The 21,736-nt window shown below is 62.2% G+C and carries 19 protein-coding genes; 7 read left to right on the top strand and 12 right to left on the bottom strand.

Annotated features, from left to right (window positions below):
* Positions 1–29: 29 nt before the first annotated feature.
* Entirely contained in the window at positions 30–1,088 is a 1,059-nt protein-coding gene (locus NKI22_RS17760; protein WP_352640079.1) for an ABC transporter ATP-binding protein, read from the bottom strand.
* A 293-nt stretch (positions 1,089–1,381) separates the two neighbouring features.
* On the opposite strand from NKI22_RS17760, the gene NKI22_RS17755 reads away from it, so the two are divergent.
* The 3 genes from NKI22_RS17755 to NKI22_RS17745 all read left to right on the top strand — a co-directional run bounded on the left by NKI22_RS17755 (position 1,382) and on the right by NKI22_RS17745 (position 5,227).
* Positions 1,382–3,046 (top strand): ABC transporter substrate-binding protein, encoded by a 1,665-nt coding sequence (locus NKI22_RS17755; RefSeq protein ID WP_023717335.1) that lies wholly within the window; start codon positions 1,382–1,384, stop codon positions 3,044–3,046.
* A 128-nt stretch (positions 3,047–3,174) separates the two neighbouring features.
* On the top strand, positions 3,175–4,296 hold the full coding sequence (locus NKI22_RS17750; RefSeq protein WP_352640092.1) for a carbohydrate ABC transporter permease: 1,122 nt from the start codon (positions 3,175–3,177) through the stop codon (positions 4,294–4,296).
* Between the two features lie 13 nt (positions 4,297–4,309).
* Positions 4,310–5,227 carry a carbohydrate ABC transporter permease gene (locus tag NKI22_RS17745; protein WP_352456619.1) on the top strand — a complete coding sequence of 306 codons (918 nt, stop codon included), beginning with the start codon at positions 4,310–4,312 and terminating at the stop codon, positions 5,225–5,227.
* Positions 5,228–5,253: 26 nt separating this feature from the next.
* Here the strand turns inward: NKI22_RS17745 and NKI22_RS17740 are convergent, their stop codons facing one another.
* Together NKI22_RS17740 and NKI22_RS17735 are read right to left on the bottom strand one after the other, a co-directional pair.
* The gene (locus NKI22_RS17740; RefSeq protein ID WP_352481199.1) at positions 5,254–5,997 is read right to left on the bottom strand and encodes a creatininase family protein; all 744 of its coding nucleotides are present in this window, start codon (positions 5,995–5,997) and stop codon (positions 5,254–5,256) included.
* A 5-nt stretch (positions 5,998–6,002) separates the two neighbouring features.
* The gene (locus NKI22_RS17735) at positions 6,003–6,569 is read right to left on the bottom strand and encodes an SIS domain-containing protein (protein ID WP_023717330.1); all 567 of its coding nucleotides are present in this window, start codon (positions 6,567–6,569) and stop codon (positions 6,003–6,005) included.
* 184 nt (positions 6,570–6,753) lie between these two features.
* Here NKI22_RS17735 and NKI22_RS17730 point away from each other — a divergent pair, with 184 nt between their 5' ends.
* A complete protein-coding gene (locus NKI22_RS17730) occupies positions 6,754–7,776 on the top strand; it encodes an aldo/keto reductase (protein ID WP_352587757.1) in 1,023 nt (340 codons plus the stop codon).
* An 87-nt stretch (positions 7,777–7,863) separates the two neighbouring features.
* Here the strand turns inward: NKI22_RS17730 and NKI22_RS17725 are convergent, their stop codons facing one another.
* From NKI22_RS17725 to NKI22_RS17710, 4 genes are all read right to left on the bottom strand, one after another.
* Positions 7,864–8,136 (bottom strand): HU family DNA-binding protein, encoded by a 273-nt coding sequence (locus NKI22_RS17725; protein ID WP_006201846.1) that lies wholly within the window; start codon positions 8,134–8,136, stop codon positions 7,864–7,866.
* A 196-nt stretch (positions 8,137–8,332) separates the two neighbouring features.
* Complete coding sequence (gene lon, locus NKI22_RS17720) at positions 8,333–10,744, bottom strand: endopeptidase La (protein WP_023674656.1); 2,412 nt, start codon at positions 10,742–10,744, stop codon at positions 8,333–8,335.
* A gap of 280 nt (positions 10,745–11,024) precedes the next feature.
* Complete coding sequence (gene clpX, locus NKI22_RS17715) at positions 11,025–12,299, bottom strand: ATP-dependent Clp protease ATP-binding subunit ClpX (RefSeq protein ID WP_006332719.1); 1,275 nt, start codon at positions 12,297–12,299, stop codon at positions 11,025–11,027.
* Positions 12,300–12,604: 305 nt separating this feature from the next.
* Positions 12,605–13,234, bottom strand: coding sequence for an ATP-dependent Clp protease proteolytic subunit (locus NKI22_RS17710; protein WP_023674655.1), 630 nt, complete (start codon positions 13,232–13,234; stop codon positions 12,605–12,607).
* A 347-nt stretch (positions 13,235–13,581) separates the two neighbouring features.
* On the opposite strand from NKI22_RS17710, the gene NKI22_RS17705 reads away from it, so the two are divergent.
* Positions 13,582–14,172, top strand: coding sequence for a hypothetical protein (locus tag NKI22_RS17705; RefSeq protein ID WP_352481202.1), 591 nt, complete (start codon positions 13,582–13,584; stop codon positions 14,170–14,172).
* 4 nt (positions 14,173–14,176) lie between these two features.
* On the opposite strand, the gene NKI22_RS17700 is transcribed toward NKI22_RS17705, so the two are convergent.
* A complete protein-coding gene (locus NKI22_RS17700) occupies positions 14,177–15,280 on the bottom strand; it encodes an NAD(P)/FAD-dependent oxidoreductase (protein WP_352640075.1) in 1,104 nt (367 codons plus the stop codon).
* A 195-nt stretch (positions 15,281–15,475) separates the two neighbouring features.
* Here NKI22_RS17700 and NKI22_RS17695 point away from each other — a divergent pair, with 195 nt between their 5' ends.
* Positions 15,476–16,723 carry a cytochrome P450 gene (locus NKI22_RS17695; RefSeq protein WP_023717326.1) on the top strand — a complete coding sequence of 416 codons (1,248 nt, stop codon included), beginning with the start codon at positions 15,476–15,478 and terminating at the stop codon, positions 16,721–16,723.
* A gap of 33 nt (positions 16,724–16,756) precedes the next feature.
* Here NKI22_RS17695 and NKI22_RS17690 read toward each other — a convergent pair whose 3' ends face one another.
* Both NKI22_RS17690 and NKI22_RS17685 read right to left on the bottom strand, forming a co-directional pair.
* A complete protein-coding gene (locus NKI22_RS17690) occupies positions 16,757–17,107 on the bottom strand; it encodes a cupin domain-containing protein (protein WP_352640074.1) in 351 nt (116 codons plus the stop codon).
* A gap of 5 nt (positions 17,108–17,112) precedes the next feature.
* Entirely contained in the window at positions 17,113–18,396 is a 1,284-nt protein-coding gene (locus NKI22_RS17685; protein WP_352640073.1) for an O-acetylhomoserine aminocarboxypropyltransferase, read from the bottom strand.
* Between the two features lie 360 nt (positions 18,397–18,756).
* On the opposite strand from NKI22_RS17685, the gene NKI22_RS17680 reads away from it, so the two are divergent.
* Entirely contained in the window at positions 18,757–20,376 is a 1,620-nt protein-coding gene (locus NKI22_RS17680) for a PLL family lectin (protein ID WP_352640072.1), read from the top strand.
* A gap of 55 nt (positions 20,377–20,431) precedes the next feature.
* Here the strand turns inward: NKI22_RS17680 and NKI22_RS17675 are convergent, their stop codons facing one another.
* Together NKI22_RS17675 and NKI22_RS17670 are read right to left on the bottom strand one after the other, a co-directional pair.
* Positions 20,432–20,953, bottom strand: coding sequence for a CoA-binding protein (locus NKI22_RS17675; protein WP_023717322.1), 522 nt, complete (start codon positions 20,951–20,953; stop codon positions 20,432–20,434).
* Positions 20,950–21,726 (bottom strand): AAA family ATPase, encoded by a 777-nt coding sequence (locus NKI22_RS17670; RefSeq protein ID WP_352481312.1) that lies wholly within the window; start codon positions 21,724–21,726, stop codon positions 20,950–20,952. The genes NKI22_RS17675 and NKI22_RS17670 overlap by 4 nt, the downstream gene beginning before the upstream one ends.
* Positions 21,727–21,736 lie beyond the last annotated feature (10 nt).

Raw genomic sequence — 21,736 nt, 5'->3', positions numbered from 1 at the left:
TATTCCTCGCGAGGTTTGCTGGGGCGAAATCAGAGCCGCTTGCCGGTCTCTGCGTCGAAGAGATGCACCTGGTCGAGCCGCGGTTTCAGGTGCAGTGTGTCGCCCGGCTTGAACTCGTGGCGTTCACGGAACAGCGCCACCATCTCGCCCTCGCCGAAGCGCAGGAACACGAGAGTCTCGGAACCGGTCGGCTCGACCACCGAAATCTTCGCTGGGACACCATCTGGATGGATTTCGAGATGCTCGGGCCGCACGCCGTAGACGACATTGCGGCCATCTTCCACGGTATTGCTCGATGCGATCGGGAACGGCGTCCCGGCGATCTCGACGACGGGCTTGTCGCCCTTGCGCACGACGCCCTTGAGCAGGTTCATCGAGGGCGAGCCGATGAAGCCGGCGACAAACAGATTGGCCGGCCGGTCGAACAATTCCAGCGGCGCGCCGACCTGTTCGATGCGACCGTCGCGCATCACCACGATCTTGTCGGCCATGGTCATGGCCTCGATCTGGTCGTGGGTGACGTAGATGGTGGTGGTCTTCAGTCGTTGGTGCAGTTCCTTGATCTCGGTGCGCATCTGGACACGCAGCTTGGCATCGAGATTGGAGAGCGGCTCGTCGAACAGGAACACCTGCGGGTTGCGCACGATGGCGCGACCCATGGCGACGCGCTGGCGCTGGCCACCCGAGAGCTGGCGCGGATAGCGCTTGAGGTAGGGGTTGAGGTCGAGGATGTCGGCGGCGCGCTTGACCCGCTCAGTGACCACCGCCGGATCAGTTTTGCGCAGCTTGAGAGCAAAGGCCATGTTCTGCTCGACCGTCTTGTGCGGATAGAGCGCGTAGTTCTGGAACACCATGGCGATGTCGCGCTTGGCCGGCGGCAAATGGTTGACGACGCGCTCGCCGATGGCGATGGTGCCGCCGGAAACCGTTTCCAGCCCGGCCACCATCCTCAGCAGCGTGGACTTGCCGCAGCCGGAAGGCCCGACCAGCACCACGAACTGTCCGTCGGCGATGTCGACGCTGACATCGTGCAGAACCTTGACGGTTCCGAACGCCTTGGCCACATTGCGGATCGCGACTTGAGCCATCATTCCCCCTTCAGTTGCCGTGAAGCTAAACAACGCAAACGGCGAGGGCAAGTCGGTCTCTTATAGATAAAAAACCCATTCACGTTGACACCGCACTTCGTTGTGCGAATAGTGACAGTGCCCGGCTTATGACCCTGTTACGGGCGCACCGGTACGCTTGTCCGGCACTCAATGCGAGGCGTCGCGGGAGGGAGAATTCGGGCCGCTATTTACGGGAGTCGCTGTCGTTGGGGAACATAATCGGCGCTCCACCATCTGAACCAATTCACGATTGATCTTCTGGGAGGAACGAGATGAAAGTCAGCCTTTATAACCAACTTGTCCGCGCCGGGGCCACCCGCCGCGACGTGCTGAAGGGAGCGGCCAGCATGGCCGCCCTCGCCGCGGCCTCAAGCGCCGGACTTGGTGCCCTGACGCGCCCGGCTGCGGCCGCCGATGACCTGCGCGCGCAGATCCTGCAGATCCCGGGCGTCGGCAAGGGTCAGCCGACCGATGCCGATTTCCAGCAGGTCGGCGAGCTTTGCCTGGGCGCCACCAAGGCCAATGTCAAGGAAGGCGAATTCGCCGGTGTCGAACTCACCTTCATGGGCCTCAACAATCAGAACCTGCACAATGTGCTGTTTCGCGGCTTCCTGAAGCCGTGGGAGACCTATACCGGCGCCAAGATCAACTGGATCGACCTGGCGCAGGCTGACTACAACGCCCGCCTGCAGCAGTCGATTGCGACCGGCACCGTCGATTTCGACATCATCGAAATGGGAGCACCGTTCGAAGGCGACGTCTGCGGCAAGGGTCTCACCTCCGAGATGCCGGACTGGGTCAAGGACCAGATCGACATGAAGGACGTCGTGGCCTATCTGCAGCCGCCGGTCGGCACCTGGGACGGCAAGCAATATCGCGTCACCGTTGACGGCGACGCGCATAACTTCAACTACCGCACCGACGTGTTCGCCGATGCCGACCTCGCCAAAGCCTGGAAGGACGGCGGCGGAGAAGGCGAATGGGGCGTGCCGAAGACCTGGCAGCAGGTGCAGGCGGTGACGAAATTCCTCAAGGGCAAGCAGGTGAACGGCCAGGATGTCTTTGGCTACCTCGATGCGCCCAAGCCCTGGGGCGGTTTCGGCTTCTATTTCCTCGGCAGCCGCGCCAGCGCCTACGCCAAGCATCCCGATGACAAGGCATGGCTGTTCGATGCCGACACGATGAAGCCGCGCGTCAACAATCCGGCATGGGTGCGGGCGATCCAGGACGTCATCGATGCCCTGCCCTCCGAACCTGCCGACCAGATCAACGCCGACCCGAATACCACCGCCTTCCAGCAATTCCTGGCAGGCACCGGTTCGATGGTCACCTGGTGGGGCGACGTCGGTTCGAACGTCAAGACCAACGATTCCTCGGTCGTCGGCGACATCACCGGCTTCTCGATCCTGCCGGGCTCGGACGATGTCTACAACTCCAAGACCGGCCAGTGGGACAAGCTCGCCAGCGGGCCGAACCATGCGCCGAACTGCGCCTATCTCGGCTGGGGCGTCTATGTCATGGCCCGCGTCGACGGCGACGAAAAGAAGAAGAAGGCGGCCTGGTCTGCCGCCGCCCATCTCGGCGGCAAGGACCTGTCGCTCTGGTGCGCGGCCTATCCGTCGGGTTTCCAGCCCTATCGCAACTCGCATTTCAACATTCCGGAATGGGTGGCGGCGGGCTACGACGAGGCGTTCATCACCTCGTATCTGAAGTCGGAAGCCGACAGCTACAACCATCCGAACGCGGCGATCGAGCCGCGTATCCCCGGCATCTTCCAGTATTACAGCGCCGCCGAGGACATTTTGGCCAACACCTTTGCCGGCAAGATGAAGGCGCAGGAAGGCGCCGACGCCATCGCAGCCGCCTGGGAGAAGCTGACCGACCAGATCGGCCGCGACAACCAGATCAAGCTCTACAAGGCCTCACTCGGCATGTAGGTTGAGATAGTGAAACTTGGTCCGGCGGCGTACAGCCGCCGGACCTCCCCTTGACCGACTTGGCCTCGACCGGCTCGGCCGGTCATCGAGCCTCCTGTGAACGGGCAAGACGCGTGGCTGACCGGACCCTGGCTGACCAGACTCTGTCGACAAGTGAATGGCCGGCAGGCGCCGTGCCATCCGACCTGATACCGCGGAGCCGCAAACGGCTTGGCTGGGCGCTGATGGCTGCTGCAACGCTAGGCCTTCTGGCGGTGATTGCGCTGCAGATCCTTTACAAGAGCGATGTCGACACTATCGGCTTCGAGACGTGGCGGCCGGTGGTCTACGCCTATGTGCTGTGGGGTGTCGCGCTCGGCATCGGCCAGGTGCTGACGCGCGGCGAGAATGGCCAGCGCGCGTTGTTCCTGCTGCCGGCGCTGCTGTTCACCATTGCCATGGTGATCTTCCCGACATTGTTCGGCTTCTACATCGCGCTGACCGACTGGAACCTCAGTTCCTTCAGCGGCCGGCAGTTCAACGGGCTCGACAATTTCTGGCAGATGCTGAACGACGCCTATTATCGCAACGCCCTGTTCAACATGGTGCTCTACGTGCTGGCCGTGTTCGTCGAATATGTCATCGCCTTTGGCCTGGCGCTGCTGCTCAACGCGCAGATCCGGGCGCGAAAATTCTTCCGCGTCGTCTTCCTCATGCCCCTGATGCTGTCGCCGGTGGCTGTGTCGTGGATGATCGGCAAGTCGCTGATGGAATACCGCTTCGGGCCCGCCGCAACGCTGGCGCGGCATCTCGGCTGGGAAAACCCGGCCTTCTTCTCCAATCCGATCACCGCCCGCATTTCGATCATGGTGCTCGATGCCTGGACGTTCATCCCGTTCATGATGATCATGCTGCTCGCCGGCCTGCAGGCGATGTCGCGCGAGGTGCTCGAGGCGGCGCGTGTCGATGGCGCCACCGCCTGGCAGACTTTCTGGCAAGTCACCTTCCCGCTGATGCTGCCGGTGTCGGTGACGGCGGTCATCCTGCGCATCATCTTCAAGCTGAAGCTCGCCGATATCATCATCACTGTCACCTCCGGCGGCCCGGGCGGCGCGACTGATTCGGTGTCGAGCTTCATCTACCGCGAATATCGCGACCGCTCGAATGTCGGCTACGGCACGATGCTGGCGATGGCCTATTTGGTCATCATCATTGTCTTCGTGACCTGGCTGCTGAAATTCGCCAGCCGCTTCGTGCGCAACGTCAACTGATCGGGCCGGCAAGATGAGCGTTCAAACCACCGACTTTGCCGCCTCCGAAATCCGCTCGCCGGCGGCGTTCTTCGCCAACCGCGTCTTCATCTACGGTGCCCTCATCTTCTGGGCCTTCATCTGCCTGTTCCCAATCTATTGGACGATAACCACCTCGTTCAAGACCGCGGTCGACGTCACCCAGGGCCATCTGATCCCGTTCGTCGATTTCAAACCCGACTGGAAGGGCTGGCGTTCGCTTGGCCTGTCGCCGGACTCGATCTTTCGGACGTCGACGGTGCGCGACGAATTCATCAAGCGCTTCATGAATTCGGTCATCACTTCGGTCGGCGCGTCGACCCTGGCCATCGTCATCGGCAGCCTCGCCGCCTATGGGCTGACCCGCTATCGTTACAAGTTCGCCTGGTTCAGGAACGAGGACATTTCCTTCTTCTTCCTGTCGCAGCTGATCCTGCCGCCGGTGGTACTGGCCCTGCCCTTCCTCGTGCTCTACCGGGAAGTCGGCCTGCTCGACACGCGCGTCGGGCTGATCCTGCTCTACACGCTGATGGTGCTGCCGATCGTCATCTGGATCATGCGCGACCAGTTCAATTCGATCCCTGTCGAGCTGGAGGAGGCAGCACTCGTCGATGGCCTGTCGATCTGGGGCGCCTTCTTGCGCATTGTCATGCCGATCGCGCTGCCGGGCATGGTCGCCGCCTTCATCCTGGCGATGGTGCTGTGCTGGAACGAGTATTTCTTCGCCGCGCTTTTGACCTCGACCGATGCCAAGACCATTCCTGTCATGGTGGCGAGCCAGACCGGCTCACAAGGCATCAACTGGTGGTCGATGGCAGCGCTTGCCACCGCGGCCATCACACCGCTCGCCGTCATCGGGATCGCGCTCGAGCGTTACCTGATCATGGGCATGACCGCGGGCGCGGTGAAATAACTGCGCCGGGAGAAGGAAAAACCGCACTAACCCAAAAGTGTTGCCCGCAAATGATCGAGGATCATGGCAACCCCTTTTTGCCCCAGTTCCGCCGAGGCTTCGGGCGCACTTGCCGTGTACCAGCCGGTGTTGTCGGCGAAGCGGCCGGCATCCACCGCTTCCGGGCACAGCGCCAGCATCAGTGACGTCTCGCCGGTGCCGGCATGGTCGAACGGGTACTGGCTGTGCATTGAAGCCGGCATCAGCGGATGCACCTGTACCCAGTTGAAGAAATTGCTGCCCTCGGCGTGCTCGGCATAATAGTCAGCCATCGCCGCAGAGCCCCACCAGCCTTCGCCGCGTTCTTTCTCCAGGAAGCGGAAGATCGCTTGTCGGCCGGCGCCCTTGAAGGCGAGATCGGTTGGCATGCCGGCAGCAAAATTCTCGGTTTGGTGGTGAATGATGGCGTGGATGTTGCGGAAGCCAATGCGCAGCAAGCTGTAGAACAATTCTTCCGCAAATGGCGCCAGCACATTGCCGCCGACCTGCACCGAGCCGCTGCCTTCCGGCGCCGCAACGGCATAGCTTGCCGCGCCGTAATAGAAGGGCGGCAGAATGACGATTTCGGCCTCCGTTTCGAACAGTTCCAGGCTCTTGACCACGGCCAGCGTGTCCATGCCGACGGCCATGTGCTCGCCGTGATATTCGAGCACACCGAGCGGCAACACGACCGGCCGGTTCTCGGCGATCGCCTTGCGGATCTGGTGCGGCAGCATCAGTTCGTAGCGCATGACACCTACTCCATATTGGTGTGGCGGGCGCGCATCGCTTCCGGCGAGACGCCGGTCAGATCCCTGAGCTTCAGCACCATCACTTCGAAGAGGACGAACAGCGCGCCTTCGAACACCGAGCCCATCGGCAGGACGGATGTCTTTTCCGGACCCTGGTCGTCGGCCATGGTCTGAGCCGGGATAAGCAGCGTGAAGTCGGCCAGCTTCGCGGCAGTGCTGTCGGCTTGCGCGGTGAGCAGCAGGACGACGGCACCGGCCTCGCGCGCGACCCGCATCAAGGTCAGCACCGTCGATGTCTCGCCCGGGCCGGAGCTGGCGAGGAAGACATCGCCCGCGCCCAGCGGCGGCGTGGTCATGTCGCCGACGACCGACACCGGCAGACCGAGATGGTAGAGCCGCATGGCAAAACCCTGGACCTGCAGCGCCTCGCGGCCGCAGCCATAGGTGACGATCTTTTTCGCGCCGGCCAAGATGGCGCAAGCCGCGTCAATGCGGCTTTCGTTGATACGCTCCAGCACGGTGCCAAGCTCGCTCAGCGCAATCCCAAACAGGTTTTCGCCGTCGTCCGTCATGACATTTGCACCAGCTTGCAGGTACCGGAGAACCACATGAACATCTCAGTCACATTTGCCCCGAACAGCTTGTTTTCATTCATGCTATCACCGCGAAAATTGGTGTCCAACGGCACGCAGTGCTTTTGATGCGCTACAGCCGTGATAGTGTCACGGCAAATCGCAAATGAGGAAACGACAGCATATGAAGACACGGCATTTCGACCGCATCGGCAATGGCGGCATCAACTTCACCGAGCTCGGCTTCGGCACCGCGCCGCTCGGCAATCTCTATCGCGCCGTGTCCGATGAGGATGCCAATGCCACGCTGGAGGCGGCATGGCGGGTCGGCTGCCGCTACTACGACACAGCACCGCTCTATGGGCTCGGCCTCGCAGAAACGCGGCTTAATCCGTTCCTGCGTTCGAAGAGGCGCGACGACTACGTGCTGTCGAGCAAGGTCGGGCGCATCATGCGCGCCTGCCCGCCGGAACAGCGCACCGGCATCGGCAAGTTCTTCGACACGCCGTCGCGCCGCGAGGTCTACGACTACAGCTATGACGGCGTCATGCGCTCGTTCGAAGCCTCGCTGGAACGGCTCGGCGTCGACCGCATCGACATCCTCTTCGTGCACGATGTCGACATCTTCACCCATGGCAGCAAGGAAGCCTCGGACCAGCGCATCCAGGAATTCATGAGCTCGGGCTACTATGGATTGCTGGCACTGCGCGACCAGGGCGTGATCAAGGCGTTCGGCGGCGGCATCAATGAGTGGCCGGTTGCCCAGACGCTGGCCGAGCGCGGCGATTTCGACCTGTTCCTGCTTGCCGGGCGCTATACGCTGCTGGAGCAGGAGGCGCTGCAGTCTTTCCTGCCTCTATGCCAGCAACGCGGCATCGGCATCGTTCTCGGCGGGCCGTACAATTCCGGCATCCTGGCAACCGGGCCGAAGCCCGGCGCCTACTACAATTATTCGGAGGCGCCGCAGGATATCATCGACCGCGTCACCCGCATCGAGGCCGTCTGCAAGCGCCACGGCGTGCGCCTGATCGAGGCGGCACTGCAGTTCCCGCTGCTGCATCCTTCGGTCGTGTCGGTAGTCCCGGGCGGCCAGCGGCCGGGCGAAGTCGAAAGCAATCGCTCGCTGCTCGACACAAAACTGCCATCGGCGCTGTGGGCCGATCTCAAGAAAGAAGGCTTGATGCGCACGGATGCGCCGACGGCATAGCGCCGCCTTTCCAACGACCTGCGGGCACAGAAAAGAAAAACCGGATATGCCGGCTTTTCTTTTCTCTGAAAGACTTTAGGAGGGCGCTTAGTTGACCGCGTCCTTGAGGCCCTTGCCGGCCGAGAACTTCGGCACGGTGCGCGCCGGGATCTTCACTTCCGCACCGGTCTGCGGATTGCGGCCGGTCGACGCGGCGCGTTTTGACACGGTGAAATTTCCGAAGCCGACAAGCCGGACATCGCCGCCCTTTTTCAGTTCGCCGGTGATGACGGAAAACACCGCATCAACCGCCGACTGCGCGTCACCCTTCGAAATACTCGCGGCATCGGCGACAGCGGACACCAGTTCGTTCTTGTTCATAAAAATTCCCTTCCATGAGAAAACCGGAACACTCGACTCATCCGGCAGGAAACGGACTTTAGAAAGAAGCGCTCCGCCAACCAAGTCGAAAAGCGCCAAGAAAGTCGAAAAAAGCCCGGAAATCCGGGGTTCTTCACATGAAAAAGCCGGGCTCAAGGCCCGGCTCTCTCTTTGTGCATTGCAACTTTAGCAAGAACTAATGCGCCAGCGATTTACCAGCCTCGTCTCCGACATCGACCACGGCCGGCGCATTGACGGGTTCGACCCACTGGATCGGTTCCGGCATGCGCACCAGCGCATGGCGCAACACTTCGCCAACGCGTGAGACCGGAATGATCTCCATGCCGCTCTTCACGTTCTCCGGAATCTCCGCCAGATCCTTGGCGTTCTCTTCCGGGATCAGCACCTTCTTGATGCCGCCGCGCAGTGCGGCAAGCAGCTTTTCCTTAAGGCCGCCGATCGGCAGCACCCTGCCGCGCAGCGTGATCTCGCCGGTCATCGCCACATCGGCCTTGACCGGGATACCGGTCAACACCGAGACGATCGCCGTCGCCATCGCCACGCCAGCCGACGGTCCGTCCTTAGGCGTTGCGCCTTCTGGCACGTGCACGTGGATATCGCGCTTGTCGAACAGCGGCGGCTCGACGCCGAAATCGATGGCCCGCGAGCGGACGTAAGAGGCCGCCGCCGAGATCGATTCCTTCATCACGTCGCGCAGATTGCCGGTCACCGTCATGCGGCCCTTGCCGGGCATCATGACGCCTTCCACCGTCAACAGCTCGCCGCCGACTTCCGTCCAGGCGAGCCCGGTGACCACGCCGACCTGATCGTCGCTCTCGACCTGGCCGAAGCGAAAGCGCGGAACACCAAGGTAATCGGCAAGATTGTCCGCCGTGATGTTGATCGTCTTCTTCTTCGTCTTCAGGATCTCGGTCACCGCCTTGCGCCCGAGCTTCATCAGCTCGCGCTCCAGGCTCCTGACGCCCGCTTCACGGGTGTAGGTCTGGATGATGCCGCGGATCGCGTCCTCGCCGACGGAGAACTCCTTCGGCTGCAACGCGTGGTCGCGGATCACCTTGGGCATCAGGTGACGCTTGGCGATTTCGATCTTCTCGTCCTCGGTGTAACCGGCGATACGGATGATCTCCATGCGGTCCATCAAGGGCGCAGGGATGTTCAGCGTGTTCGCCGTCGTCACGAACATCACGCTCGACAGGTCGTATTCGACCTCGAGGTAATGGTCCATGAACGTCGAGTTCTGCTCGGGATCGAGCACCTCGAGCAAAGCCGATGACGGATCGCCGCGGAAATCCTGGCCCATCTTGTCGATCTCGTCGAGCAGGAAGAGCGGGTTGGATTTCTTCGCCTTCTTCATCGACTGGATGACCTTGCCGGGCATCGAGCCGATATAGGTGCGGCGGTGACCACGGATCTCGGCCTCGTCGCGCACGCCGCCCAGCGCCATGCGGATGAACTCACGACCGGTCGCCTTGGCGATCGACTTGCCGAGCGAGGTCTTGCCGACGCCGGGAGGTCCGACGAGGCACAGGATCGGCCCCTTCAGCTTCTTCTGGCGGCTCTGCACGGCGAGGTATTCGACGATGCGGTCCTTGACCTTGTCGAGGCCGAAATGATCCGTATCGAGCACGTTCTGGGCAAAGGCCAGATCCTGCTTGACCTTGGAGTTCCTGCCCCACGGGATCGACAGCAGCCAGTCGAGATAGTTGCGCACGACGGTCGATTCAGCCGACATCGGCGACATCGTCCGCAGCTTCTTCAGTTCGGCTTCTGCCTTTTCGCGGGCCTCCTTGGAGAGCTTGGTCTTCTTGATGCGCGCCTCGATCTCGGCGGCCTCGTCGCGGCCGTCCTCGCCTTCGCCGAGCTCCTTCTGGATCGCCTTCATCTGCTCGTTGAGGTAGTATTCGCGCTGCGTCTTCTCCATCTGGCGCTTGACGCGCGAGCGGATGCGCTTCTCGACCTGGAGCACCGAGATTTCGGCTTCCATGAAGCCCATCGCCTTCTCCAGCCGTTCCTTGACGGAAAGCGTGGCGAGCATCTCCTGCTTCTCGGGGATCTTGATGGCAAGATGCGAAGCGACCGTGTCGGCGAGCTTGGAATAGTCGTCGATCTGGCTGGCGGCACCCACCACTTCGGGCGAGATCTTCTTGTTCAGCTTGACGTAGTTCTCGAAGTCGGTGACGACGGAACGGGCCAGCGCCTCGACCTCGACCTCTTCCTCCTCCGGTTCGACCAGCGCCGCAGCACGGGCTTCATGGAAGTCGGGACGGTCGGTGAACGCGACGATTTTCGCGCGCGAGGCGCCTTCGACCAGCACCTTCACGGTGCCGTCCGGCAGTTTCAGCAATTGCAGCACATTGGCGAGCGTGCCGATGTCAAAGATGGCATCGGGCTCCGGATCGTCGTCGGCGGCATTCATCTGGGTCGCAAGCAGGATCTGCTTTTCCTGACCCATCACTTCTTCCAGCGCCTTGATCGACTTTTCACGCCCGACGAAGAGCGGAACGATCATGTGCGGGAACACCACGATGTCGCGCAGTGGGAGGACTGCGAAGACGCCGTCGCTGGGAGCCTTGGATAATTTGGCCATTGTCCAACCTTTCATGTCGCGGCCGCCAATCGGCCAACCGCGAATCTCATATTAACGACCGGGGATCGTTCCGCCTACCACCGTTTGTGACGGGAGTTTTACAGCACAGAATTCGGCACCACGGCCTTCTGCCATTAGTTGGAGGCACAGGGGGTAAAGATCAAGGGTCAACACGGTCCGTCCCTCCAATCCGCGGCCATTACGCGGCGCCGTACGCAGTGTGCGACAGCAAAACGGCGCCCTGCGGCGCCGTTTCACAAAAATCCATTGCCGGCTCACGTCAGGCGCTGACGTTGCCCTTCTTTTCCTTCTGCTCGGAATAGATGTAGAGCGGCCTGGCGTTGCCTGACACCACCTCTTCCGAAATAACGACTTCGCGCACGCCTTCCAGCGCCGGCAGCTCGAACATGGTGTCGAGGAGGATCGCTTCCATGATCGAACGCAGGCCGCGCGCGCCGGTCTTGCGCTCGATGGCGCGCTTGGCGATCGCCGACAGCGCGTTCTCGTGGAAGGTCAGGTCAACATTCTCCATCTCGAACAGCCGCTGATACTGCTTGACCAGCGCGTTCTTCGGCTCGGTCAGGATCTGGATCAGTGCCGGCTCGTCGAGGTCCTCCAGCGTCGCCAGGACAGGCAGACGGCCGACGAACTCGGGAATGAGGCCGAACTTCAACAGATCCTCAGGCTCGACCAGGCGGAAAACATCGCCGGTGCGCCGATCCTCGGGCGAAGCGACGATGGCGCCGAAACCGATCGAGGTCTTCCTGCCACGATCCGAGATGATCTTGTCCAGGCCGGCGAAAGCGCCGCCGCAGATGAACAGGATGTTGGCGGTGTCGACCTGCAGGAATTCCTGCTGCGGATGCTTCCGGCCGCCCTGCGGCGGCACGGAGGCGACAGTGCCTTCCATGATCTTCAGCAGTGCCTGCTGCACGCCCTCGCCCGACACATCGCGGGTGATCGAGGGATTGTCCGACTTGCGCGAGATCTTGTCGATCTCGTCGATGTAGACAATGCCGCGCTGGGCGCGCTCGACATTGTAGTCGGCCGACTGCAACAGCTTCAGGATGATGTTCTCGACGTCCTCGCCGACATAGCCGGCCTCGGTCAGCGTCGTCGCGTCGGCCATGGTGAAGGGGACGTCGATGATGCGGGCCAGCGTCTGCGCCAGCAGCGTCTTGCCGCAGCCGGTAGGGCCGATCAGCAGGATGTTCGACTTCGCCAGCTCGACGTCGTTGTTCTTGCCGGCATGGGCGAGGCGCTTGTAGTGGTTGTGGACGGCCACCGACAGCACACGCTTGGCGTAGGGCTGGCCGATGACATAGTCGTCGAGAACCTTTAGGATTTCCTGCGGGGTCGGCACGCCCTCGCGCGACTTCACCATCGAGGTCTTGTTCTCCTCGCGGATGATGTCCATGCACAGTTCGACGCATTCGTCGCAGATGAACACCGTCGGCCCGGCGATCAGCTTGCGCACTTCGTGCTGGCTTTTGCCGCAAAACGAGCAATAAAGCGTGTTCTTGGAATCACCGCTGTTGTTGCCGACCTTGCTCATTTTCATGTCCTTTCATGGCCGCCCGCCGATGGTCTGGTTGAAAGGGCGCATATTCAATCTATCGCGGGAATCCGCCGCCGCCAGTGCCCCGGCTCCCGCAACGCATTCCGTACGAAACACAAATCGGAAAACGGGGCAATGATTCGAACAACCCCACGCAAAGCTAAGCCGTCGAAAATCAACATAGCCTTAACGTAGGCAATTGCACCCGTCGAGGGAACAGCCAATTGTGGCCGAAATGCCGCAAGCTGCGCCAAAAGCGTGTGATCCCCGCCACTCACTGCCACCGCAGGGCCACCGCGTGCCTATAAGGCAATACCTTCGACCGGCTCACGTGACGAAATGACCTTGTCGATGAGGCCGAAATCCCTGGCCTCGTCGGCAGTCATGAAATGGTCACGGTCGAGCGTTTTTTCAATCTCATCGTAGCTCTTGCCGGTGTGCTTGACGTAAACCTCGTTGAGGCGGCGCTTCAGCTTGATGATGTCCTGGGCATGGCGCTCGATATCGGAGGCCTGGCCCTGGAAGCCGCCGGACGGCTGGTGGACCATGATGCGGGCGTTCGGCGTCGCAAAGCGCATGTCCTTGTGGCCCGCCGTCAAGAGCAGCGATCCCATCGATGCGGCCTGGCCGATGCACAGCGTCGACACGGCAGGCTTGATGAACTGCATGGTGTCGTAGATCGCCATGCCGGAGGTGACGACGCCGCCGGGCGAGTTGATATAAAGGTTGATTTCCTTCTTCGGATTCTCCGCCTCGAGGAACAGCAGCTGCGCGCAGACCAGCGTCGCCATGCCGTCCTCGACCGGGCCGGTGATGAAAATGATGCGCTCCTTGAGGAGCCGCGAGAAAATGTCATAGGCCCGCTCGCCGCGATTGGTCTGTTCGACCACCATCGGAACGAGGTTCATGTAGGTTTCGACGGGGTTCTTCATGGACTATCCCTTTTTGAGGATGGGATTCCGGCGCCGGAGATTTGCAATCGGGCAGAATCGGTTCTGGATCGTTATTGTGTAAATAGGATGCCGGCTCACCCTAGCGCAAGGCCGCCTCTCCTAGCCATCCGGTTAAGTCGAATCAAGGTTTCCAAACCAAGTTTCGCCCGTCGCCGTGCCGGCAGCCCTCTCCTGCCGCCGGAAGGGACGCTCATGCTTGGCCGTTGTTTAGCAGTTTCTTAACCGCATCGCTTAACGAAAAGCGGTGAAACCGCTTTTTCCAGCCGCGGCTTGCCCTACAATCCAACGTTGAACCCGCTTCACGCAGTTCAAACAGGGGGAGTGCGATGATCAGGAAAACTGCTTCCTTGGCTCTTACCGGCATCGCCGTACTCGGCATGGCATCCGAAACGGCTGCCAGCGGACGCGCGGTTGAATGCTACGAGAAGGTCAACCGGCCGGCCGTCTACGACACGGTCTATGAGGACGTGCTCGTCAGTCCGGCCGGCCAGCAGGTGGAATACGAGGCGCCAATCTACGGGACGCGCGAGCGCGTAGTGCAGATCGCGCCGGCGCGCGTCAGCTACGAGATCGCGCCCGCCATCACCCGCACCATCTACCGGTCCGTGAGGGTCGACGACGGCGGCTATTCCTGGGAATGGCGCATCATCAATGGTCGCAAGGTCCTGTGCAAGGTCAGGCACAAGGCGCGCTATGAACGTGTGGCCGAGATCGTCGTGGTTGAGCCGGAACGCCGGCGGCGCGTTGTCCTCCCCGCCGAATACGAGAGCGTCGCCGAAGAGGTGCAGGTGCGGCCGGAGCAACGGCGCATCATCGACATTCCAGCGTCTTATCAGACAGTGGCGCGCCGCGTGGTGGTCAGGGAGGGCTCATCCAGCTGGCGGCGCGTGCATATTCCGAGGCATTGCCGATACTAGGCGCTCAGGCCGCCTCGGCCCTGAGCCATTTCTTCAGGCCGTCGACATCGCCATTGCCGACGCAGGCCGCAACCCTTCTGCCAACTGCCGCGCCGAACTTGTAGCCGTGGCCGGAGCAGGCCGAGACGACCAGGCATCTGCCCTTTTGGTGGGCCAGAAATTTCTGGTCGGCGGTGAAGGTGTAGGCGCAGGTGACCACCTCGGTGACCTTGTACTCCGCGATACGCGCAATCGGCGGCGAAAACAGGTTGCGGATCGCCTCACCCTCGCCCGGTACCGGTTGACGGTTCCAGTCGGCATCGCTGGTCGGTACTCGGTGCAGGCCTGAGCCGAACTTCATGCCGGCGGCGCCGGAGGGCGGGATCACGTAGCCGTCGACGGAGCCACCGACGTCGAGCACAACCGGTGCTGCCTGCCAGGCTGCCTTCAGGTCCACCGGCGGCTCGACATAGGCGAGCGCGGTGCGCCAGGTTTTCAGCTCGCCATCCAGCTCCGGGAACAGTTTTAGCACCCAGGCGCCGGCAGCGACGACGATCCGGTCGGCCTGCATCGTTTCGCCCCTCGCAAGCACGACATGTCCGGCGTCGGCGTCGATCTCGACCACCTTGCTGTTTTCGTAGACATTGGCGCCGTTCGCGCGCAGCCATCTGGTGAGGCCCGAGGCGATCTTGCGGCAGTGCAAGGCGCCACCGTCCGGTGAAAAATATGCATAGCGGAATGAACCGGGTTCTAGGAACGGCCAGCGGTCGACCGCGGCGTCCGGTTCGAACAATTCGAACGGGTAGTTCCCGGCTTCCATGCCTTCGCGGTATTCCTCGGCCTCATCTCCCGGCTCGCGCGAAATACAGATGAAGCCGCGCGGATCGAGATGGCTTTCGCCGAGATCGGCCCACATTTCGTCCCAGGCTTCATAGGCGTTGGTGATCAGCCGGCCGTAGCCCGTCCTGGCCCGATAGGCGCGGCGAATGATGCGATGGTGGTCGCCGGAGGCGGCGAGCGGATTGGGGATCGGTCCCTGCTCGACGATCGAGACGAGGTGACCGGCCTTGACCAGCGACCACGCCGTGGAAAGCCCGGCAATGCCTGCACCGACCACGATCACATTCATGAAAACCGTCCTTCCACAACCGCTTTGGTGGCTCACCTCACGGGAGGGCCAACATACGGTCTGGCACCAGACTGGCAAGCCTTGGAGCGCCGCGCGTCCTTCGACGCGCAAAGGACGCTCCAACACTTTGAATCTGCGCATGATCCTTTCCGAAAACCGATTCCGGTTTTCGGGGTCATGCGCTAATGGTCTGGCATGACCGAATTGAAGCCGCCCTACCTTGCCTTTGATCCAGCCACCCGCCGACTGCGGCTCGATCCGCACGAGCCGGCTTTTTTTCAGGACCCTTACGAAGCCTACGCTTACCTGCACGGTGCATCGAGCGCCATCTTCTGGGAAGAATTTGGTTTCTGGTGCTTTGGCGGCTTCGACGACGTCAACCGTCTGCTGCGCGATCGCCGCTTCGGCCGGCAGAACCCGGCCGGCATTCCGGACAGCCGGGGCATCGGCCAGGATCGCACGCATCTCAGCGCCTTCGACGGCATCGAGGCCAATTCGATGCTGGAGCTGGAACCGCCCGTCCACACACGGCTCAGAACGCTGGTCAACCGGGCCTTCGTCTCGCGCCAGGTCGAGCGGCTCAGGCCGCGCGTCGAGGCGCTGGCCAACGAACTGATCGACCGTTTCGAACCAGGGGAAGTCGACCTGCTGCCGGCGTTCGCAGCTCCCTTGCCGATCACCATCATTGCCGAGATGCTCGGCGTACGGGTCGACATGGGTCCGCAGCTGCTCGACTGGTCGCATCGGATGGTCGCCATGTACATGCATGGCCGCACCCGCGAGACGGAGGACACGGCCAATCGCGCCGCGCGCGACTTTTCGAATTTTTTGCGCGGCTACGTCGCCGAGCGGCGAAAGAGGCCGGGCGAGGATCTTCTGTCGCTGCTGATTGCGGCACAGGAGGATGGCCAGAAACTGTCGGAGGACGAGCTGGTATCGTCGGCGATCCTGTTGCTCAATGCCGGCCATGAAGCAACCGTCCACCAGACCGGCAATGCGGTGCGCTCGATCCTTGCGCAAGGCGGCGACCCGCGCCGCTTCTTCGCCTCACCGGAAGCAACAGCCGCGACGGTCGAAGAGTGCCTGCGCTTCGACGCGCCGCTGCACATGTTCACGCGTTATGCCTATCAGGAGGTCGAGGCTGGGCCTGGGATCATCGTAGGCCCTGGCGAGACGATCGGTCTGCTGCTCGGCATGGCCAATCGCGATCCCGTCGCCTTTACCGAGCCCCTCGCCTTCAGGCCGGACCGCGCCGACCAGAAAAACCTGTCGTTCGGCGCCGGCATTCATTTCTGCATCGGCGCGCCGCTCGCCCGGCTCGAATTGCAGGTGTCGCTGAAAACCTTGTTCGAACGCCTGCCGCAGCTGCATCTTGCCGAACAACCACGCTTTCGCGACAGCTATCATTTCCATGGGCTGGAAACGCTCGCCGTGGGCTTTTGAGGATTCGATCCGATAGGCTCAGCCGACAGGCGATCAAAGCTTGATCACATACTCCTTGCGAGTCGTTTCAAGCACTTCCCAGCTCCCCTTGAAGCCCGGCCTCAGCACGAAACTATCGCCGGCTTTGACGGTGCGCGCCTTGCCGCCGTCTTCGGCGATCACCGAAACCCCTGACAGGATGTGGCAGAACTCCCATTCATCATATTCGATGCGCCATTTGCCTGGCGTCGCTTCCCAAATGCCGGCATAGAGGCCGCCGTCCTGTTCCTCGACATTCCAGGTGCGGAATTTCGGATCGCCCGAAATCAGGCGATCCGGCGCGGGTGCGCCAAGTTCCGGTGCGACGGTGTCGACGCCGACGGAAAGAAATCTCGGCGTGGTCATGGCGATCAGACCTTGGCGAGAGCCTGTTCCAGATCGGCGACGATGTCGTTGACGTCCTCGATGCCGACCGAAAGCCTGACCGTGTCCGGCCCTGCCCCGGCATTGATCTTCTGCTCGTCGGAAAGCTGGCGATGCGTGGTCGATGCCGGGTGGATGACCAGCGACTTGGTGTCGCCGACATTGGCCAGGTGCGAGAACAGCTCGAGCGCCTCGACGAACTTGATGCCCGCCGCGTAGCCGCCCTTCAGCCCGAAAGTGAACACCGCGCCGGCGCCCAGCGGCGAGTACTTCTTCTGCAACGCATTGTTCTTGTCGTCGGGCAGGCCGGGATAGGACACCCAGGCGACCTTGGGATGGTTGGAAAGCCATCCGGCGACCGCCGCCGCATTGTCGCAGTGGCGCTGCATCCTGAGCGGCAAGGTTTCCAGACCGGTCAGGATAAGGAATGCATTGAACGGCGAAATCGCCGCGCCGATGTCGCGCAGGCCGAGCACGCGCGCGGCGATGGCGAAGGCGAAATTGCCGAAGGTCTCATGCAGGACGAGGCCGCCATATTCGGGGCGCGGCACCGACAGCATCGGATATTTGCCCGACTTCGACCAGTCGAACGTGCCGCCGTCGACAATGGCGCCGCCGATCGAATTGCCATGGCCGCCGATGAACTTCGTCAGCGAATGCACGACGATGTCGGCGCCATGCTCGATTGGCCGCAGCAGGTAGGGCGAGGCCAGCGTGTTGTCGACAATCAGCGGCAGGCCGTGCTTGCGGGCAATGTCGCCGATCTTCTCGATATCGACGAAGACGCCGCCCGGATTGGCCAGGCTTTCGATGAAGATCGCCTTGGTCCTGTCGTCGATCTGGCTCTCGAAGGTCGAGATGTCATTGGTGTCGGCCCAGCGCACCTGCCAACCGAAATTCTTGAAGGCGTGGCCGAACTGGTTGATCGAGCCGCCGTAAAGCTTTGTCGCTGAAACGAAATTGTCGCCGGGCTGCATCAGATTGTGGAAGACCAGCACCTGCGCGGCATGGCCGGAGGCGACCGCAAGGCCTGCCGTGCCGCCTTCGAGTGCCGCGATGCGCTCTTCCAGCACCGCCTGTGTCGGGTTCATGATGCGGGTGTAGATGTTGCCGAACGCCTTCAGCCCGAACAGCGAGGCGGCGTGGTCGGCATCGTCGAAGACAAAGGAGGTCGTCTGATAGATCGGCGTCGCTCGCGCCCCAGTCGCCGGATCCGGCTTGGCGCCGGCATGGACGGCGAGCGTGTTGAACCCGGGCGTGCGCTGAACCATGTCGATATTCCTCTCCTGCCCACTGATACGGCCGGCATTGTTGGCCGATCATTGGCGCGAATGCAAAGGAGAAAAATTCCAGCCGACTTGTTCCTTCGGTGCAACCGGCTCGGGCATCGCGGGCTGAGGAGAATGGATTTGCGCCTCGCAAAAGATTGGGCCGGCGTGGCTCCCCGCCACAAGCCTGCTTCGCCGGCTTGCCACCCCGCGAAGCCGCCGCCTTCTTCCATAAGCCATCCGTAAGTCCGGCTCTGTCAGCCTGCGCGTCGGCAGCAATTTACTGCCTCCGACCATGGCAACAACCATGGGACTCCCAAGCATCCGCTGATGGACAAAGGCGATTATTCAAGGAGTATCTCAATGACGCTGCTGATCAATCTGCAAAGCATCAAGTGCCTCAACGAGACCAACGAGCTTTCGGCTTCCGACGAAGTCTACGTCCTGGTGAGCGTGGCGAACATGCGCCCCACCGCGCCGGGACTGCCCGCCGTGCCGGACCTCCAGGTCTTCAGCTTCGGCATCTTCGAGGACATGGACGACGATGACGAGCATCCCGTCACCGTGAACGGGCAACCGTTCTGGGGCACGAACGGAACCCCTCAGCCCATCCAGAATCCGGCCGACGTGGCAATTGTCGTCTCGCTGATGGAGCAGGACAACGGCTCGCCAAATCAATACCGGAACCTGGTGAGCATCAGGGGGGCGGCCTCGCTTACGGCGTCGCTCGGTGACCCCGACCCGCGCAATCGCGCGGCGCGGCTAACCAGCGACATCGGCAGCGTGTTGAACGGCATCGACCTGCCGATCCCCTTCGCGCTCGACGACGACCATCTCGGCACGCAGGAGCTCAGGCTGGAGGGGGCAGACCTGATAGATTTCGGCGTCAGGGACCGGCGCATGATCATCGAAGGCGACGGCGGAACCTACGAGTTGATCTTCCGGATCACCTTCGTCGGGACGTTGCGCGACGTGCCCGGCGTCAAGGGCATCGCATCGCTGGCCCGCATTCCGGGAAGCATGGAAATCTGGTGGACCAGCCCCAGCGGGTCGATCGAGGTCGGCTTCTGGTACGACGGTGGCCGTTGGAACCGCTATCGCCTGGCACCGGACGGAAGTGCCGCGCCTGGCACCGCCATCGCCGCCGTCTCACGTATCCCGCAAAGCATGGAGGAATGGTGGATCGGCCCAGCTGGATCGGTCGAAGCCAACTTCTGGTACGAGGGGGGCCAGCCGACCCGCTATCAGCTGGCGCCGAACGGCAGCGCCGCTCCCGATGGCGGCATCGTAGCGGTATCGCGCATCCCGAACAGCATGGAGGTCTGGTGGATCGGTCCCAACGGCTCGATCGAGGCGGCCTTCTGGTACGAAGGGGGCCAGTGGACACGTTATCAGCTGGCACCGGACGGCAGCGCGGCGCGCGGCGGCAGTATCGCAGCCGTCTCGCGCATCCCGAACAGCATGGAGGTCTGGTGGATCGGGCCCAACGGCTCGATCGAAGTCGCCTTCTGGTATGAGGGCGGCCAATGGACGCGGTATCAGCTTTCACCGGACGGCAGCGCCGCCGTCGGCGGCACCATCGCCACGCTGTCGCGCATCCCGAACAGCCTCGAGCTCTGGTGGATCGGGCCGCACGGATCGGTCGAAGCCAACTTCTGGTATGAAGGCGGCCAGCCCACCCGCTATCAGCTCGCGCCGAACGGCAGCGCCGCGATCAATGGCGGCATTGCAGCAGTTTCCCGCATCCCTGGCAGTATGGAAGTGTGGTGGACGGGGCCGAATGGGTCGATGGAGGCCGCGTTCTGGTACGAGGGCGGACAGTGGACCCGTTATCAGCTCGCGCCGGACGGCAGCGCCGCGACCAATGGCGGTATTGCCGCGGTCTCCCGTATCCCGAGTAGCATGGAGCTGTGGTGGGTCGACGGCGGCGGACGGATCTCGGCCGCCTTCTGGTACGAAGGCGGACAGTGGACCCGGTACTAGCGATCGGCGGGCGGCACGATGAGGTTCCCGCTCTCCCAGATGCGGATGCGGGAACCTACTTCTGGCGAACGCCGAAACTCTGGAAACCCGGCCGCATCAGCGGCTTCTTCGACGACAGCACGCCGGAATTGACGCCGGTCCAGCCGATCTCGCCCGACAGCTTGCCATATTCGATCTTGGGGCAACGGTTCATCACCACCTTGATGCCGGCGGCTTCGGCGCGTGTGGCCGCCTCGTCATGGCGTATGCCAAGCTGCATCCAGATGACCTTCGGCAGCGGATCGAGCCGCAGCACCTCGTCGACAATGCCCGGCACGGCAGCGGACGCGCGAAACACGTCGACCATGTCGACAGGTCCCGGAACGTCGGCGAGCCTGGCAAAGGTCATCTGGCCTAGGATCTCCTTGCCGGCCTGGCCGGGATTGATCGGGAACACCGAAAAGCCCTTGCCGAGCAGATATTTCAGCACGAAATAGCTCGGCCGCACGTCATTAGCCGACGCGCCGACCATGGCGATGGTCTTCACCGAATTGAGGATGCCGGCGATATAGGCGTTGTCGTAAGCGTCGTGGTTCATGCCTCGTCCTCATACAGCGCTTCGGCGAAAAAACCATCTGGATCGTTGCAAAAATTGCGCATCATGCGGAAATGATCGGTGTCGTGAAAATCGGTCGGGTCGAGCCCGGACCGGCTGATGCGGAACAGCCGCGCGCCGGGACAGGCCATCAGCAGCGGCGAATGCGTCGCCATGATCACTTGCGCCGTGCCGGACTGGTCCATCCGCCGCAGCATCTTGAGAAGTTCGATCTGGCGCGTCGGCGACAAGGCGCTTTCGGGCTCGTCGAGGATGTAAATGCCTTGCCGGCGGCAGCGCTCCTCGAAGAATCTGATGAAACCCTCGCCATGCGACCAGGACAGGAAGTCGGGCGGCGCCTCATGTGCGTCGATGGCAGCCTGATCTAGATAGCGGGCAACCGAATAGAAGGATTCGGCGCGAAAGAACCAGCCGGCGGTGACCTTCGGCAGCCAGTGGCCGCGCAACGTCGCCGCCAGCGCTGCGCCGCTCTTGTCGACGGCGCGGGAGTGATCGACCGGCATGTAGCCCTTGCCGCCGCCGGCTTCATCGTAGCCTGCCAGCGCGCCGATCGCTTCGAGCAGCGTCGATTTACCGGTGCCGTTCTCGCCGACGATGATGGTGATCGGCGTGGTGAATTCGAGCTCGAATTCATGGCGGTGAAAGATCGGCAGGTTCCAGGGATATTTTTCCCAATCGACGACCCGGCTGGGCTCGATCAGGATACGCTTCAGATAGGGTGCCTTCAGCCGCGTCAGTTGCTTGCGATGAGCCAGAGGGGAACCT

The sequence above is a fragment of the Mesorhizobium sp. M0778 genome, assembly GCF_040320105.1.
Taxonomy (GTDB): domain Bacteria; phylum Pseudomonadota; class Alphaproteobacteria; order Rhizobiales; family Rhizobiaceae; genus Mesorhizobium.
Note: the sequence above shows the minus strand (reverse complement) of the source record. Positions and strands in the feature narration are given on the sequence as shown.

Coding starts and splice junctions, on each gene's coding strand:
- clpX (WP_006332719.1), bottom strand. CDS start 12,299: ATGAGCAAGGTCGGCAACAACAGCGGTGATTCCAAGAACACGCTTTAT.
- NKI22_RS17690 (WP_352640074.1), bottom strand. CDS start 17,107: ATGACCACGCCGAGATTTCTTTCCGTCGGCGTCGACACCGTCGCACCG.
- NKI22_RS17700 (WP_352640075.1), bottom strand. CDS start 15,280: ATGAATGTGATCGTGGTCGGTGCAGGCATTGCCGGGCTTTCCACGGCG.
- NKI22_RS17705 (WP_352481202.1), top strand. CDS start 13,582: ATGATCAGGAAAACTGCTTCCTTGGCTCTTACCGGCATCGCCGTACTC.
- NKI22_RS17760 (WP_352640079.1), bottom strand. CDS start 1,088: ATGGCTCAAGTCGCGATCCGCAATGTGGCCAAGGCGTTCGGAACCGTC.
- NKI22_RS17755 (WP_023717335.1), top strand. CDS start 1,382: ATGAAAGTCAGCCTTTATAACCAACTTGTCCGCGCCGGGGCCACCCGC.
- NKI22_RS17685 (WP_352640073.1), bottom strand. CDS start 18,396: ATGGTTCAGCGCACGCCCGGGTTCAACACGCTCGCCGTCCATGCCGGC.
- NKI22_RS17730 (WP_352587757.1), top strand. CDS start 6,754: ATGAAGACACGGCATTTCGACCGCATCGGCAATGGCGGCATCAACTTC.
- lon (WP_023674656.1), bottom strand. CDS start 10,744: ATGGCCAAATTATCCAAGGCTCCCAGCGACGGCGTCTTCGCAGTCCTC.
- NKI22_RS17725 (WP_006201846.1), bottom strand. CDS start 8,136: ATGAACAAGAACGAACTGGTGTCCGCTGTCGCCGATGCCGCGAGTATT.
- NKI22_RS17740 (WP_352481199.1), bottom strand. CDS start 5,997: ATGCGCTACGAACTGATGCTGCCGCACCAGATCCGCAAGGCGATCGCC.
- NKI22_RS17695 (WP_023717326.1), top strand. CDS start 15,476: ATGACCGAATTGAAGCCGCCCTACCTTGCCTTTGATCCAGCCACCCGC.
- NKI22_RS17745 (WP_352456619.1), top strand. CDS start 4,310: ATGAGCGTTCAAACCACCGACTTTGCCGCCTCCGAAATCCGCTCGCCG.
- NKI22_RS17710 (WP_023674655.1), bottom strand. CDS start 13,234: ATGAAGAACCCCGTCGAAACCTACATGAACCTCGTTCCGATGGTGGTC.
- NKI22_RS17680 (WP_352640072.1), top strand. CDS start 18,757: ATGACGCTGCTGATCAATCTGCAAAGCATCAAGTGCCTCAACGAGACC.
- NKI22_RS17735 (WP_023717330.1), bottom strand. CDS start 6,569: ATGACGGACGACGGCGAAAACCTGTTTGGGATTGCGCTGAGCGAGCTT.
- NKI22_RS17675 (WP_023717322.1), bottom strand. CDS start 20,953: ATGAACCACGACGCTTACGACAACGCCTATATCGCCGGCATCCTCAAT.